Genomic DNA, 14,776 nt, shown 5'->3' on the forward strand with positions numbered 1-14,776 from the left:
CTTGCTGAGCAATCTTGCTTGGGAGCTGATTTTTGTATGTGAGTGAGTTATAATGTAGGTATGTTTTATAAGGAGGATACTATGTCTCTTGCTTTTTTATCTTTTGTAACCTTATCACTGTTTATGCTGCACGAGTTTGATGAGATTATCCTAGTTCGGCCTTGGATTTCTCAGAATCAAGACCATCAAGACTATCAAAAGGAGATGTTCATTGCTAGGAGAAGAAGTTATCTTTCTGCTGAAAGTATAGCTCTGATGATTGCGGAGGAATTTCTGCTGGCCTTTATCCTTTTGTTGCTTGCGATTCTATTTCGCATTCCCGAGCTGGCTTTGGCTATTGGCTTCTGTCATACCCTCCATCTGCTGGGCCATATCATGCAAGTGTTTCGCTTTCGTCGCTGGGTACCGGGCGGCTTCACAGCTTTGACGACTTTTCCTATACTCATCTTAGTCTTTGTCCTTTATCTGAGTCAGCAGTCGATTTCTTGGTCGCTACTTCTGATTCTAAGCGTGTTAGTGATGGCTTTTCTTTTGGCAAATCTGGCCTTTTTACATAGCAGAGCTCAAAAGATAGAAGCTTGGATATACAGGGTAAGCAAAGCAGACTGATATTACAGCTCCTATTTTCATCAATGCCCCTTCTATCTATACGATTACTTGTAAAATAAAGATTTTAAAATATGACAAGCTGAAAATTCTATCGGTTTGTCATATTTTTTTGAATTTTTTACGAATAAAAAGATAAAGGAGAAAAATATGCTTGAAAAAATCATTGAAAAGCTTAAAGAATACAAGCTCTTTGTCGGTCTGGCAGTAGTTGGCGCTGTGCTAGGTGGTTTTTTCCTCATCAAAGGAAATCATCAACCGCAAAATCAGGTAGCCGCCTTGAGCCAAGAAATAACTTCCTCATCCAGCTCAGCTGATGAAAAAAGCGAAAAGATTGTCTCTAAGGATAAGGCGGACGAAGAGGAAAGCGAGCAGGTCACTGTGGATATTAAAGGAGCAGTTAAGAATCCTGGTGTCTATGAGCTGAGAGCAGGAGCGAGAGTCCATGAAGCTATCCAAAAAGCAGGCGGATTGACAGCAGACGCTGAGGCTAAGTCCATTAATCAGGCACAAAAATTAACAGATGAAGCAGTAATCTATGTGGCAAAGATTGGTGAAGAAGGAGCCGATGTCACACAGACCGGCCAGCATCAAGCAGGAGCTTCTGATTCTGCTGGTGCCAGTGGTGGAAAGTCGGACAAGGTCAATCTAAATACGGCGACAGAGGCTGAACTGCAGACTATTTCAGGCATCGGACAGAAGCGGGCTTCTGACATCATCGCCTACCGCGAAAGCAATGGCCGCTTTAAGTCAGTAGATGATCTGAAAAAAGTGTCAGGGATTGGAGATAAGACCTTAGAAAAGCTGAAAGAATATGTCACAGTGGATTAAAAAGTTACCCCTCACCCCTATCTATCTAGCTTTCATCCTTGTATGGGCCTATTTTGCAGTCTATTCTGGCAGTTCCTTGGCTTATTTTGGGCTAGGTGTCCTTCTGCTTCGTCTCTTTTTCAGCTATCCTCTCAAAAAAAGTCTAGCTGCTTTGGCATTCCTGTCCCTTTTTGTCCTCTTTTTCTTGCTTCGTCGGGAAATGGCAGAGCAGGCCTTTAGGCAGGAACCTCCTTCAGCTAGCTCGGTTCAGGTCTTGCCAGATACGATCAAAGTCAATGGAGATTCCCTATCCTTTCGAGGGCGAACGAACGGTCGGCTTTATCAGGTCTTCTACAGGATTCAATCAGCCAGTGAAAAGGAAGCTTTTCAGCAACTGACAGATTTGGTCGTCCTTGATATTGAAGGAGAGTTTGAAAAGGCCCAGCAGCAACGAAATTTTTCAGGCTTTGACTATCAGGCTTATTTAAAAAGTCAGGGGATTTACCGTACCTTAAAAATCAATAAGATTCAGTCACTAAGACCAATTTCCAGCCTGAATCCACTGGATTGGCTGTCTGTCTGGCGCAGAAAAGCGCTGGTCTATATTCGAAGTAATTTTCCTAGTCCAATGAGCCATTACATGACAGGACTCTTGTTTGGTGACTTAGATACGGAGTTTGCGGAAATGAATGACCTGTATTCTAGCTTGGGTATCATCCATTTGTTTGCCTTGTCTGGTATGCAGGTAGGTTTCTTTTTGGATGGTTTTCGCAGAATTCTTCTACGTTTGGGGATGAAGAGGGAGACAGTAAATGCTTTGCAGCTGCCTTTTTCATTTATCTATGCTGGACTGACAGGCTTTTCTGTTTCTGTCGTCAGAAGCTTAGTTCAGAAGTTGTTGGCCCAGCAAGGACTGACCAGACTGGATAATTTTGCCCTGACACTGATGATTCTCTTTATCCTCATGCCTAATTTTCTTCTGACAGCAGGCGGTGTCTTGTCCTGCGCCTATGCTTTTTTGATTTCTATGATGGATTTTGAAAAGTTGCCGCCGATTCAGAAGATTTTGGCGGAAAGTCTGACTATTTCATTGGGCATTTTGCCTATACTAATCTACTATTTTTCTGAATTTCAGCCTTGGTCCGTGATTTTAACTTTTCTATTTTCACTACTCTTTGACCTGCTGATGCTGCCAGGCTTAACCCTCATTTTTATTTTGTCACCACTTTTAAAAATCACTCAAGTCAATTTTTTCTTTGACTTACTCGAAGATGTGATTCGTTGGGTAGCTGATTTTGCTCCGCGCCCTTTGATTTTTGGGAAACCCAACCTCTGGTTACTAGCCGCTCTGCTTTTGGTTTTAGCTTTAATCTATGACTTTCGGAGAAAGAAAAGCTGGCTTTTATCTTTTAGTTTGCTTGCTCTTCATTTATTTTTCCTAACAAAGCATCCGCTGCAAAATGAAATTACAGTAGTGGATATTGGTCAAGGAGATAGCATTTTTCTCAGGGACTGGCAGGGCAGGACGATTTTGATTGACGTTGGAGGGCGAGTCGAGATAGGAAAGAAGGAGGCTTGGCAGGAGCGACGGACTTCATCCAATGCAGAAAAGACCTTAATTCCCTATCTTAAAAGTCGTGGCGTTTCTAGTCTGGATGTATTGGTCTTGACTCATACCGATACCGACCACATGGGCGATATGCTAGAGGTAGCTAAGCATTTTTCTATCAAGGAAATCTATGTTTCTAAAGGAAGTCTGACTCAGCCTGATTTTGTTCAAAAACTAGATCAGATAGAAACTTCTGTCCATGTCGTAGAAGTGGGCGATGAGATTCCGGTATTTGACTCAGCTTTGCAGGTTCTCTATCCTAGTGGGACAGGCGACGGTGGAAATGATGATTCGATTGTACTCTACGGAGAGTTCTTTCAGACGAAATTTTTGTTTACAGGTGATTTGGAAAGACAAGGAGAAACCGAACTGCTGCAGCGCTTCCCTCAGCTGAAAGCAGATGTCTTAAAAGCAGGGCACCACGGTTCCAAAGGCTCGTCCAGTCCAGAGTTTTTAGAGCAAATTCAGCCGAAACTGGCCTTGATATCAGCCGGTCAGAATAATCGTTATCGTCATCCCCATCAGGAAACCTTGCAAAGATTTGAGAAGTTTAATACAGCCATCTATCGAACTGACCAGCAGGGGGCCATTCGTTTGATTGGTTGGAATTCCTGGAGGATTGAAACGGTTCGTTGATAGCTGCGCTAAAGATGCCAACTGATACTTTTTCTCATGTCCATTTAGCTTCAGTCAGGAAGTCATATTGATTTATTTATGCATTTGTGATAAGATAATGGGTATAAAAAATTATAGAGGAGAATTTTATGTTTGCTGCATATAAAAAATTCTGGACACACTATGCTGATTTTTCAGGTCGTTCAAGTCGATCAGATTTTTGGTGGGCATTTTTGTGTCACATGATTATCATCGTACCATTGTTTATCATTATTTGGGTTTCTGCATTAGGAAGTATTTTTTCCGTAGCTCAGGACGCAGCTTATGGATATGAACCAGATGCATCAGCATTCTTGGCTGGGGCAGGATTTGCTGTTATTTTTTGGTTTATCCTACTGATTTATTATTTAGCTATCTTAGTTCCTAGTATGGCAATTATAGTTCGCCGCTTGCGTGATGCTGGTTATCATTGGGCTTTTCTTTTCCTGTATGTCGGTCCTCTTGTACTGTTATTTGTTCCGGTTCTAAATATTATTGCAGGAATAGTAGTTCTTCCATGTTTTATTGCTTTGATTGTTTTGCTTTGTCAAGGATCTAAGCCTGAAATGGTTGGAAATTCATATGGTCAGCAATATGGCCAGCAAAACTTCCAAGGACAACAGTTTGGCCAACAGTCATACAATCAAGGTTTAAACTATGAAAAACAACCACAACAAGGTGGTTTCCAAGGTCAGCAGTTTGGTCAACAGCCACAACAAGGCGGTTTCCAAGGACAACAGTTTGGTCAGTCACAACAACCTGTTCAAAATCAACAGTTTGGCCAACAGCCACAGCAAGGTGGCTTCCAAGGACAGCAATTTGGTCAACAACCACAGCAACCTGTCCAAAACCAATCATTTGGTCAACAACCACAACAACCTGTTCAAAATCAACCATTTGGCCAACAACCACAACAAGGTGGTTTCCAAGGACAACAGTTTGATCAACAACCACAGCAACCTGTCCAAAACCAACCATTTGGCCAACAACCACAGCAAGGTGGTTTCCAAGATCAGCAATTTGGTCAACAGCCACAACAACCTGTTTCTGATCAAAGTCAGGCAGTGGAGCAAGCAGAACCAGTTCAAAATCCATTTACTGCTGAAACGCCTGAGCAGTCAACACCTCAGGATTTTGGAACTCAAGCACCTGTTCAGGATAATCCTTTTGTTTCATCAGTTCAAGAGGAGCAAGCTTCTACACCAGCTGAAAACAGTGTAGAGGATGCAACTGAAAACCAAGAATAAACAAAGAAGAGTTGGAATTTTTCCAGCTCTTTTCGTTCTATCGCTCGTAGAAAATCTTGAACAGAACTGGACATTGATAGTTTTTTATAACAAAGAAAAATGAAGCTAGTAACAGTTTCTATTTATATAGCAGATCTATTCAAAAATTAGATTTTGTTTGCAAAGAAAATAACAGACTTTCCGACTCTTTTTTGTTACAATCAATACATGAAAAAAATTGACAAGAAATATAAAGCAGAGGAGACTTTCGGTGTTAGCTATTGAGGAAATTAAAAAAATCATGCCAAGCAATCTTCCTGCTTTGACCATTTTGGCTGGAGATGACTTGGGTCAGTTTGAGTTGTTGAAGGAGCAGTTTCTCCGCCAGATTCAGTTTCAACCGGGCGATTTGAACACTGCTATTTTCGATATGAAAGAAGCAAACTATCAGGATGTGGAGTTGGACTTGGTCAGTCTGCCTTTTTTTGCGGATGAAAAAATCGTGATTTTGGACCATTTTGCTGATTTGACAACAGCCAAGAAGCGCTATCTGACTGATGAAGAACTCAAATCTTTTGAAAATTATCTGGAAAATCCAGCGGATACAACTCGTCTGGTTATCTTTGCAGAAGGCAAATTGGATAGCAAGCGCCGTCTGGTCAAACTGCTGAAACGGGACGGGAAAATTTTTGAGGCTGCAGAACCCAAGGAAGCAGATCTACGGGCTTATTTCAGCAAGGAAGCGCAGGCAGAAGGATTACAATTTGCTCCGACAGCTTTCGATCAGTTGCTGCTGAAATCAGGTTTTCAGTTCAGTGAAGTCAGTAAAAATTTAGCCTTTCTGAAAGGTTATAAAGAGTCCGGTCAGATTGGTTTAGAAGACATTGCCGAGGCCATTCCCAAGACCCTTCAGGACAATATTTTTGATCTGACCCAGCTGATTTTGCAGCAGAAGATTGATGAAGCCAGAAGTTTGGTACGAGATTTGACACTTCAAGGCGAGGATGAAATCAAGCTTATTGCTATTATGCTGGGGCAGTTTCGTATCTTTACGCAGGTTAAGGTTTTAGCAGAAAATGGCAGAGCTGAGAGTCAGATTGTGTCTGATTTGTCCGACTATCTAGGCCGCAAGGTCAATCCTTATCAAGTCAAGTTTGCTTTAAAAGATGCTCACTCGCTGAGTTTAGCCTTTCTTAAAAAGACCATGGCCTGTCTGATTGAAACAGATTACCAAATTAAATCGGGGCTGTATGATAAAGATTACCTGTTTGATTTGGCTCTGCTCAAGATTGCGACGGGTGAGCTACAAGCAAAATAGTTGAAAAATTCTAATGATTGCGTTATCATTTTTATAATCATATAGAAAAAGAGGTCTATCAAATGGCAATTATCTTACCTGATCTTCCTTACGCTTACGATGCTTTGGAGCCTTACATTGATGAAGAAACAATGCACTTGCATCATGACAAGCACCACAATACCTATGTAACGAATGTTAATGCTGCGCTTGAAAAACATCCTGAAATTGGTGAAGACTTGGAAAAATTATTGGCTGATGTGGAGTCTATCCCAGCTGATATCCGTCAGGCAGTCATCAACAATGGTGGTGGTCATCTTAACCACGCTCTTTTCTGGGAATTGATGACACCAGCAGAAACATCACCATCTGCAGAGTTGGCAGCGGATATCGAAGCTACTTTTGGATCATTTGAAGACTTCAAAGCAGCTTTCACTGCAGCAGCTACAACTCGTTTTGGTTCTGGCTGGGCTTGGTTGGTTGTCAATAAAGAAGGCAAGTTGGAAGTAACTTCAACAGCAAATCAGGATACTCCTATTTCAGAAGGTAAAACTCCAATCTTGGGACTGGATGTTTGGGAACATGCTTACTATGTGAAATACCGCAATCTTCGTCCGAACTACATCCAAGCTTTCTTCTCAGTTATTAACTGGAAAAAGGTTGACGAACTTTACGCTGCTGCTAAATAAACAGGCAGTTTCAATAGATAAAAAGGCGAATCGATTAATGATTTGCCTTTTTTTGATGCTTAAAATGCCTTTTTTCTGGGTTTCACTTGTTATTTTCCTCATAATTTTTTATAATACAAATGCTAGGAGAAATGTTTTGAGTAAAAAAATTGTAACGATTATCGTAGCTGTCCTTTCTTGTCTTTGTCTGCTGGGCTTCATCTTCCTTTTTATAACCCAACGAAATAAGACTATTGAAAAGAAAGCACAAGAGGCTGCCCAACTTGCAAAGTCTGGCGAGCAAGAACAGGAAGAAGAGAAAGTCAAGCCTGATTCCAAACCAGTTGAAGAAAAACCCAAGCCTGTTGAAAAAAGTCCAGAGGAGAAGCAGAAGGTCATGGAGGCGGACGGCCCGACTATGGATGCTTTAGGACTTCGATTTGACTATGCAAATTTGGATTTGACTCAGGTCATTCAGGCTTATATGACTGAAATGGGAATTGAACCCTCCCAGGTTGCATTTTCATATAAGGATTTGACGACTGGCAAGACCTTTGCAATGAATGATACCCAGCCTATGACTGCGGGATCGACCTACAAGCTCCCTCTCAATATGCTGGTAGTAGATGAGGTTGCTGCCGGCAAACTTTCTATGGACGAGCGGTTTGATATTACCAATACAAACTATGAATATAGGGGCGAGCATGATAACTATGTCGGTGCTTTCAATGGTGCTATGAGTATATCAGATATGCAGGAATACTCCTTGGTTTATTCTGAAAATACTCCAGCGTACGCTTTAGCAGAGCGTCTGGGCGGGATGGAAAAGGCTTATGATATGTTTAGCCGTTATGGTCAGTCCAAAGCTGATATTAAGACGATCAGCCGGGAGAACAATAAAACCACGACGGATTACTATATTCAGGTTCTTGAGCATTTATCTAAAAATCAGGAAAAGTACAAGGATATCCTTTATTATATAGGCGAATCCTTCCCAGGTGAATACTATAAGCGCTATCTGCGTGACATTACCATCTATCAAAAGCCTGGATATGTTCGTGAGGCGCTCAATGTGGATGCATTAGTTATGGAAGAGAAGCCCTATATTATAGCTCTCTATACGGCTTATTTAGGTGGTAGCACCGAGGCCAGTGATGAGATCAGTGGTGTCGGAATTGAGCAAGTTGGTCAGTTAGCCTACGTCATCAATGAATGGCATCGGGTTAATATGAACTAAGAGCAATCTAGTCTAGACAGGCTAGATTTTTTGATAGCTATTTAGAAAAAAACCAAAATACCTCTTGCTTTTTTGAAAGAGAAGTGTTACAATCTATTTAGAAGATGTTCTAATTACTTCATTCTGCTCTGTTTAATTAGTCACTGAGCAATTTTTTATAAAAGCTATTTAGAAAAAATTCTAAATTTCTCTACTCAAAAAGGAGGAAAAATGAAGAAAGCAAGAAACTCAATCCTACTAACCGTAGTAGGTCTAGTGACGGGTCTATCCATTTGGCTGGCTGTTTTTTCCTGGGTGCTCTATAAAAATAAGGACGACCTGCAAAAAATATCCAATCAAAAACATTTTTAAATACAAAATAGGCAATCTAGTTTTTCTAGACTAGATTTTTTAATCCAGAGTATTTAGAAACAAATCGAAATACCTAAGAAGGATTAGATTGCTTCGTTTCGTACTCTTTATTTAGAAAATTTTCTAAATAGATAGATAAAGGAGAAAAGATGAAAAGAGGATTACTTTTATTGCTTATAGGCTTGCTCACGGTTTTATCCGTCTGCTGGGCAATCCCGTCTTGGATCGTTTTCAAAAATAGACGAAAATTGGAAGGAAAAATTAAATGTTGAAAGAAATTTTACGGAAATACCGCGCTTCTTATCTGGGTGCGACTATCTTTAGCATTGGAGCAACGATTTTTATCACTTTGTTTTCTTTGCAGCTGGGAGTTGTTGTGGACAGTGCGCAGAAGGCTCATTCTAACTTGCTTGGACAATTCTTTATCTGCCTTTTTTGCACTTGTGCTTGGTCTCTTTGCAGCTTGCTGGCTATTTGGTTCAAGAACAATCATAATAAGCAAGTCTTGGAAGAAGTCAAAACGAGGCTTTTCCATTCTTTTTATGACAAGAATTTGCATGACAAGGCTTCCGAGCAGGAAAATAGCTATCTCAACACAACGACCAAGAATATGGATATTTACCAAGAGAATTACTTGACCCCGCGCTGTGATATTGTGGCTGCCTTTTCTTCAGTTTTTATCAGTACACTGGCTATTTTTTGGATTGAATGGCGCATGGCTCTGGGCTTTATTCTCATTTCTTTTTTGACCATGGCTGCGTCACAAATTCCAGGGATATTGATGCGCAAGGCGACAGCGAATTTCACTCAGAAAAGCAATTACTTTTTGAAGCAAGTCACCAATTTTTTGGAAGGCTTTGAGCAAATCAAACTTTTGCAAATCCAAAAAAGGGTGGTTGAGCACCTGTCTAGCAGCAACAGCGACTTTGAGCAAGCCAGAAAAAGCTATAATGCGGCTAAGGAGGGCGCTGTGACTCTGATGATGTTCTTTAGCTTTCTGTCTCAGATATTTTGTATGTCTCTGGGGATTTGGTTTGTCAGCCAAGGGTCTCTGACCATTGGGGCTTTGATTGCCAGTGTTCAGCTTTTGAACTTTGTCTTCACTCCTTTGCAGCTTTTTATCAATAACAAAAATCTCATGAGCACGGTCAAGGATATTGAGAATGATTTTGATGCTAAGTTGGCTAAGAAAGAAGCGGAGCCCGCTCAAAATCTGACCGAAACGATTGATCGGATTGATTTTGAACATCTCGGTCTGGAGTTGGGCGACAAGGCTCTCTTTCAGGATTTTTCTTATCAGTTTGCCAAGGACAAGCACTATGCTATTATCGGCGAGTCTGGTCGGGGCAAGTCGACCTTGATGAAGCTCTTGCTCAATTATTTTGATAGCAAGGACTACGCTGGTCAAATCATGGTCAATGGTCAAGCGGTCAGCCAGCTAGCAAGCGACAGTCTCTATCAGAAAATCGCCTTTATCCAAAAGAATGACTTTTTTATCGAGGGAAGTGTGGCGGACAATATCGCGCTATACAGAGATATAAATGCACCTGACCAAACTTTCTTGTACCAAAGTCTGCATTTTAATGAGGCTTTCTTGAGCAAGAAGCTGGATTTGGAGCGGCAGGAAGTTTCCTATGGTGAAAAGCAGCGGATTGATTTGGCGCGTTTCTTGGTTAAGGATTATGATGTGCTGATTTTTGATGAGCCGACCAGTAATCTTGACCCGAGCTTGGCGGCGGAAGTCATGGACTATATCTTGTCCATCAAGGACCGCATTGTTATCGTTATTACTCATAATCAAGGCAGGGCACTCTTAGACCGCTTTGATGACTGTCTGGAATTATAAAAGGAGGAAAGAAAATGAAATTAAAATGGAAAGAATTAGTGGCAAGCCTAATCGTTATTTGGCTACCGCTTATCTACGCTTTGTCAATCTATGCAGACCTACCTCAGCTAATCAGAGGGCATTTGCCCTATAGCGGTCTAGGCATGCCCAAGCAAGTCTTTATCTGGTTTCTGCCAGTTCTCATGAGTGTAATTCAACTGATTGTTTGCTACACGACGACTATTAAAGAGATTATCGACAAGCAATTTGTCCATTTCCTTTACTGGCTGGTTCCCTTTATCAATGCCGTAGTTTATATCAGCGTTCTTCTTTATGGGCTCAATCCGGCTTTTCCGGTATTTAAGGTCAATGGGATTATGTCTGCAATCATCCTTAATGCTGTCAGCTACTTCCTCACGAGAAAAATAGTGGCAGACCAAGAGCCGGCTCCACGCGTTTTAGCTTATATCTTCGGAGGAGTTGGCTCAATCCTGTTTCTGGTCAGCCTCTTCCTCTTTTAAAATAGCAATCTGATTGGAAAGGAGAAAATCATGTTTCATATTTTTACTTTTGTTAAAATGCTTTTATTCTTTATCTTTGGGTGGATCTGGCTCCTTCTCGGTCTACTCAGTTTGCTCTTTCTTTTTCCTTTTTAAGTGAAGGAAATATAGAAAATAATGATTGGAGATCATCATGAAATCATCATTTTTGAAAAGCACTGTGGCGCTGGTAACGTGTGGCTTGCTAGCTTTTGGAGCAGCCCACGCTTACGCCGACCAGCAAAAATTGCCGTCAGGCACGTCTTACGACCAAATCGGTCAGAAGATTGAAAATTACTACCAAGAACACGAAAAAACCAGCGCAGGACTGGCAACAACGGTCTTTGACAAAGACGGCAATACTCTCTATCAAAAGAACTTCGGCTATACGGACAAGGAAAAGAAGCTAGCAGTGGATGACAAGTCGGTCTTCGAGTGGGGTTCAACCACCAAAATCACCGTCTGGGTCAGCGTCATGCAGCTTTGGGAGGAGGGCAAGATTGACCTGAAAACGGACATCAGGGAGTATCTGCCCCAAAATCTCCTAAAAAATCTCAAATACGACAAGCCCATTACCATGCTGGACCTCATGAACCACCAAGCGGGCTTTGAAGATTACCCTTTGTATATAGGCTCCGACAAGGATTTAGGAGCATTGATGAAAAAAACTCCGTCTCAGATTTATGAGCCGGGGACGGTGACATCCTATTCAAACTATGGAACAGCGCTGGCGGGCTATATCGTGGAGCGCATTAGCGGGCAATCCTTTGCTGACTATGTCCACGAGCATATTTTCCAGCCCTTGGGTATGAAACACACCGCACTCAAACCTGATTTATCAGATAATGTATTTGTACAAAAACAGCGGGAGAAGGAGAAAACTTATGATACAAATGGAGACTTACTAAAAGGCGACCAACCCTTTGTTCTTGGAGAATATCCAGCGGGGCGGGCAACAGGAACATTTGCCGACATCAAGAAATTTGCCCAAGCCCTCCTGCAAAAGGAGAAGCTCTTTAAAAGGGCAGAGACTTGGGAGAATTTTTACAGCGCTAGCCATACTTATCCGGGTACAGATATTCCCGTCAATGCTCACGGACTTTGGGTGACGGAGTTTAAAAACACCAGAACTTTTGGGCACGGGGGAAACTCACCAGGCTTTACGACCAGCCTCTTGCTTGATTTGAAGTCAGGGATTGGCTCAGTCGTTACAGTCAATCAAAGAAATGAGTTTCATTTCGCTCTTAGCATGCCTGACCTCATTTACGGTAAGAAAAAAGAAGCCTCAAAGGCAGCTCAAAAGGACTTTCAAGCTGGTTTTTACCGCGAAGCGCGTATTTATAGTGGAGGTCCCCTATCTATATTTAGGGTTTTCAAGTCGACTAGCTATCTAACTAACCCTTCTGAAAATGCGGCTATCAAAGACTATTTTGGTTTTTGGACGGCAGGAGAAAGAGGAGGGCACTATATTCTGAACCTGCCTATTTCAGATAGGACAAAGCTGCCCTTGTTGGATGTTATCAAAGACTATGGCAGTTTAGTGCTTGCTGGGCTAGCCTTACTTTATGTTGCCCTTTGCTATCTTTGTGGTATTTTGGCAAAATTGTATCGTTTGCTCCTTAGGAAAAATAAGGGAAGCAACTCAGCTGTTTGGTCAATCTGGCATTATCTGACGGGCTTCATTATTCTTTGGGTGTTTCGCAATTTATTCTCATTTTTCTCTATTATTCTTGCGAAAAATTCTTTCGACCTAGCTGGTCTGACGGGGCATTTCCAACTGTTTGCCTTGCTTGCTCTAGTCTTGCTGATTAGTGCTTTTCTGCCCTATCTGCCTTTTTTCAAAGAGAGATTGAAGCAAGGAAATAAATACCTCACGCTAGCGACCAGCTCCGCCGCTTTTATCATCGCTTTTAATATTTTCTACTGGTCGCTGTACCAGTGGTGGACTTTATAATTTTACAAATGACAGAAAGGAGCATTTTATATGTAAAACACAATTTCAACTTCAACCATTAAAAGGTTTCTAGCATGGGCGTTTGGGCTCGCTTGGCCAGGTATGCTAGTCATAGCTTACTTTTATGCGATCAATCAGAAACTTGTCGGTAACATTTTATCCGCAAGTGTGGTAATGTTCGCCCCTATGGTGGCTGCTTTTTTGGCTAAAGCACCTGTAAAGTCTATCGGCTGGAAATTGAAGCTCGCCAGTAAATGGCGCGATTACCTAGCCTGCTGGTTAGCCATTTGTAGCATTGTACTTGGCGGCGCACTTGTCTATTTTGCTGTCTTTCCGCAGCATTTGGCTTTTGCCCTGAACCCACAAGTCGCCCTTCAAATTTTAATGATTCTTACGGTCTTAACTCTAGCCATCAGTCTTTCTGGCTTGGGCGAGGAAGTTGGCTGGCGGGGTATTCTCTATCCTTATTTGAAAGAGCGCTACGGACGGACTAAGGGACGCATCATTGGTGGTCTCATCTGGGCTATTTGGCATTTTCCTGTCAATATGATTGGAGCAGGGACGCTGGGTGAGCGTTTCTTAAATTTAATTCCCTATTATATCATGGCTATTTCTTTTGGGATTATCCTTGATATTTACTATGTACGTAGCAAAACCATTTGGCTGCCAGCCTTTGGACATGGGGTCATTGATGCCGTTGCCATGATAACTACCGTTTTCACTGTTAGTGGGGTAGAAACGTTTAAATTCCTTGGTCCTGGTCCAACTGGACTTTTTAGCGCTCTCATTGCTCTTGTCATTGCCGTTTGGCTGACCAAGCGCGAAGAGAGAGAAAGTCAGCAGGGGATTTCTTAATCTTTTTTAGGTGATTTTTCTACCACTTACTAGCGCAATCTAACCACTTACCAAAAAGAGCTTGATTTGGTGTACTTCTTTTGTTGGGATAAGGGTGTAGGGGAAAATACACCTTAAGGAGGTCACACATGACACATACTTATCAAAAGACAGCCCATCGCTCTAGTCTGGAAATCTTGCAAGAAGAAGCAGGGGCAAAAAATTGGTGGCTGAGCATGCCTCTAGCTTTTCTGGCGCTCGGTCTGAGCATGTTGCTCAGCGGGCTCTTGTCTCAATGGCTGATACAACCCTTTATCAATGTTTCTAATCAACTCGTATTAGAAGAAGTGAGCACCCTTCTATTTCATGGTATCAGTGCTCTTCCCCTTCTCCTTGTGGCTAAGTTTTGGGAGCACCGCAGTCTTGCGAGCTTTGGTCTCTGGTGGGAAAAGCTGGGCAAAAATCTCCTGTTTGGAGCAGTTATAGGATTCTTGACGACAACGGCAATTATTGGCGTTAATGCGCTAGCTGGTCAGCTCCATTTTAGACTAGGAAATCAATTTAATCTCGCACTCTGGCCCTATTTGCTCCTTATGATTTTCTTGGAGGCCTTAGCCGAAGAAGTCATTTACCGCGGCTTTGTCCTGAACAAGCTCCGCACCAAAATGGGGCTTGTCCCAGCTATTGCCCTAGGCAATCTCTTCTTTGGTCTCATGCACACATTCAAGGGTGGCGCTCCTTTCTCTTACATCCTGAGCGTGACCTTGTCGGGCGTTCTCTTTTCCCTCCTTTTTGCCCTGACCGATAATCTCTGGCTGGTGGCGGCGACCCATGCTCTTTACAATCTGACCCTTACAAATATCTTTGGCCTTGTTGAGAGCGGTCCGACTTTCCTGCGGACGACCTTAAGTAGCGACAGCAATCCACTTTTAGTTGGAACGGCTGCCATTCCTGTCGTAGGAGGGATCCTGGAGCCAATCACGATGACCTTGATTTGCCTTTTCATCGCTTATCTGGTCAAGAAAAAGCAAGTGTTTAGCTAAGCCCTCCTTGTCTTTTATCCTCAAAAACAGTATAATGGAGAAAAGAATTTGAAAGTTCTCTAAATAGTTTTAGGAGGATTGCTGGCAGAAAATCTTGTCCGTTTGAGTAGCGCCTTGCTTACA

General features: G+C 42.1%; 13 protein-coding genes. All 13 read left to right on the plus strand.

Going from position 1 to position 14,776, the window contains the following annotated elements; all coding sequences use genetic code 11:
• The first annotated feature begins 60 nt into the window (after positions 1–60).
• The 13 genes from K1I80_RS05820 (at position 61) to K1I80_RS05880 (ending at position 14,653) form a co-directional block, all read left to right on the plus strand.
• Entirely contained in the window at positions 61–609 is a 549-nt protein-coding gene (locus tag K1I80_RS05820) for an HXXEE domain-containing protein (protein WP_223312302.1), read from the plus strand.
• 147 nt (positions 610–756) lie between these two features.
• Entirely contained in the window at positions 757–1,437 is a 681-nt protein-coding gene (locus K1I80_RS05825) for a helix-hairpin-helix domain-containing protein (protein ID WP_223312303.1), read from the plus strand.
• On the plus strand, positions 1,421–3,661 hold the full coding sequence (locus tag K1I80_RS05830) for a DNA internalization-related competence protein ComEC/Rec2 (protein WP_223312304.1): 2,241 nt from the start codon (positions 1,421–1,423) through the stop codon (positions 3,659–3,661). Before K1I80_RS05825 ends, K1I80_RS05830 begins: the two co-directional genes overlap by 17 nt.
• 128 nt (positions 3,662–3,789) lie before the next feature.
• Positions 3,790–4,926 carry a DUF805 domain-containing protein gene (locus K1I80_RS05835; RefSeq protein ID WP_223312305.1) on the plus strand — a complete coding sequence of 379 codons (1,137 nt, stop codon included), beginning with the start codon at positions 3,790–3,792 and terminating at the stop codon, positions 4,924–4,926.
• 250 nt (positions 4,927–5,176) lie between these two features.
• The gene (gene holA / locus K1I80_RS05840) at positions 5,177–6,223 is read left to right on the plus strand and encodes a DNA polymerase III subunit delta (RefSeq protein WP_223313256.1); all 1,047 of its coding nucleotides are present in this window, start codon (positions 5,177–5,179) and stop codon (positions 6,221–6,223) included.
• Positions 6,224–6,285: 62 nt separating this feature from the next.
• Positions 6,286–6,891 carry a superoxide dismutase SodA gene (sodA, locus tag K1I80_RS05845; RefSeq protein WP_002896081.1) on the plus strand — a complete coding sequence of 202 codons (606 nt, stop codon included), beginning with the start codon at positions 6,286–6,288 and terminating at the stop codon, positions 6,889–6,891.
• A gap of 136 nt (positions 6,892–7,027) precedes the next feature.
• A complete protein-coding gene (locus K1I80_RS05850; protein WP_317627752.1) occupies positions 7,028–8,107 on the plus strand; it encodes a serine hydrolase in 1,080 nt (359 codons plus the stop codon).
• 210 nt (positions 8,108–8,317) lie between these two features.
• The gene (locus tag K1I80_RS05855; protein ID WP_002897970.1) at positions 8,318–8,458 is read left to right on the plus strand and encodes a hypothetical protein; all 141 of its coding nucleotides are present in this window, start codon (positions 8,318–8,320) and stop codon (positions 8,456–8,458) included.
• A 265-nt stretch (positions 8,459–8,723) separates the two neighbouring features.
• Positions 8,724–10,304 carry an ATP-binding cassette domain-containing protein gene (locus K1I80_RS05860; protein ID WP_002915644.1) on the plus strand — a complete coding sequence of 527 codons (1,581 nt, stop codon included), beginning with the start codon at positions 8,724–8,726 and terminating at the stop codon, positions 10,302–10,304.
• 14 nt (positions 10,305–10,318) lie between these two features.
• A complete protein-coding gene (locus K1I80_RS05865; protein WP_223313257.1) occupies positions 10,319–10,804 on the plus strand; it encodes a hypothetical protein in 486 nt (161 codons plus the stop codon).
• Positions 10,805–10,976: 172 nt separating this feature from the next.
• On the plus strand, positions 10,977–12,776 hold the full coding sequence (locus K1I80_RS05870; protein ID WP_223313258.1) for a serine hydrolase domain-containing protein: 1,800 nt from the start codon (positions 10,977–10,979) through the stop codon (positions 12,774–12,776).
• Positions 12,777–12,818: 42 nt separating this feature from the next.
• Complete coding sequence (locus K1I80_RS05875) at positions 12,819–13,631, plus strand: CPBP family intramembrane glutamic endopeptidase (protein ID WP_317627754.1); 813 nt, start codon at positions 12,819–12,821, stop codon at positions 13,629–13,631.
• A gap of 128 nt (positions 13,632–13,759) precedes the next feature.
• On the plus strand, positions 13,760–14,653 hold the full coding sequence (locus K1I80_RS05880) for a CPBP family intramembrane glutamic endopeptidase (RefSeq protein ID WP_223313260.1): 894 nt from the start codon (positions 13,760–13,762) through the stop codon (positions 14,651–14,653).
• Positions 14,654–14,776: the final 123 nt, after the last annotated feature.

The sequence above is a fragment of the Streptococcus sanguinis genome, assembly GCF_019929225.1.
Taxonomy (GTDB): domain Bacteria; phylum Bacillota; class Bacilli; order Lactobacillales; family Streptococcaceae; genus Streptococcus; species Streptococcus sanguinis_J.

Bases quoted from the DNA above. Each gene is read 5' to 3' on its own strand.
- K1I80_RS05830 (WP_223312304.1), top strand. From the start codon at position 1,421: ATGTCACAGTGGATTAAAAAGTTACCCCTCACCCCTATCTATCTAGCT.
- K1I80_RS05825 (WP_223312303.1), top strand. From the start codon at position 757: ATGCTTGAAAAAATCATTGAAAAGCTTAAAGAATACAAGCTCTTTGTC.
- K1I80_RS05870 (WP_223313258.1), top strand. From the start codon at position 10,977: ATGAAATCATCATTTTTGAAAAGCACTGTGGCGCTGGTAACGTGTGGC.
- sodA (WP_002896081.1), top strand. From the start codon at position 6,286: ATGGCAATTATCTTACCTGATCTTCCTTACGCTTACGATGCTTTGGAG.
- K1I80_RS05835 (WP_223312305.1), top strand. From the start codon at position 3,790: ATGTTTGCTGCATATAAAAAATTCTGGACACACTATGCTGATTTTTCA.
- K1I80_RS05880 (WP_223313260.1), top strand. From the start codon at position 13,760: ATGACACATACTTATCAAAAGACAGCCCATCGCTCTAGTCTGGAAATC.
- K1I80_RS05865 (WP_223313257.1), top strand. From the start codon at position 10,319: ATGAAATTAAAATGGAAAGAATTAGTGGCAAGCCTAATCGTTATTTGG.
- K1I80_RS05855 (WP_002897970.1), top strand. From the start codon at position 8,318: ATGAAGAAAGCAAGAAACTCAATCCTACTAACCGTAGTAGGTCTAGTG.
- K1I80_RS05820 (WP_223312302.1), top strand. From the start codon at position 61: ATGTTTTATAAGGAGGATACTATGTCTCTTGCTTTTTTATCTTTTGTA.
- K1I80_RS05860 (WP_002915644.1), top strand. From the start codon at position 8,724: ATGTTGAAAGAAATTTTACGGAAATACCGCGCTTCTTATCTGGGTGCG.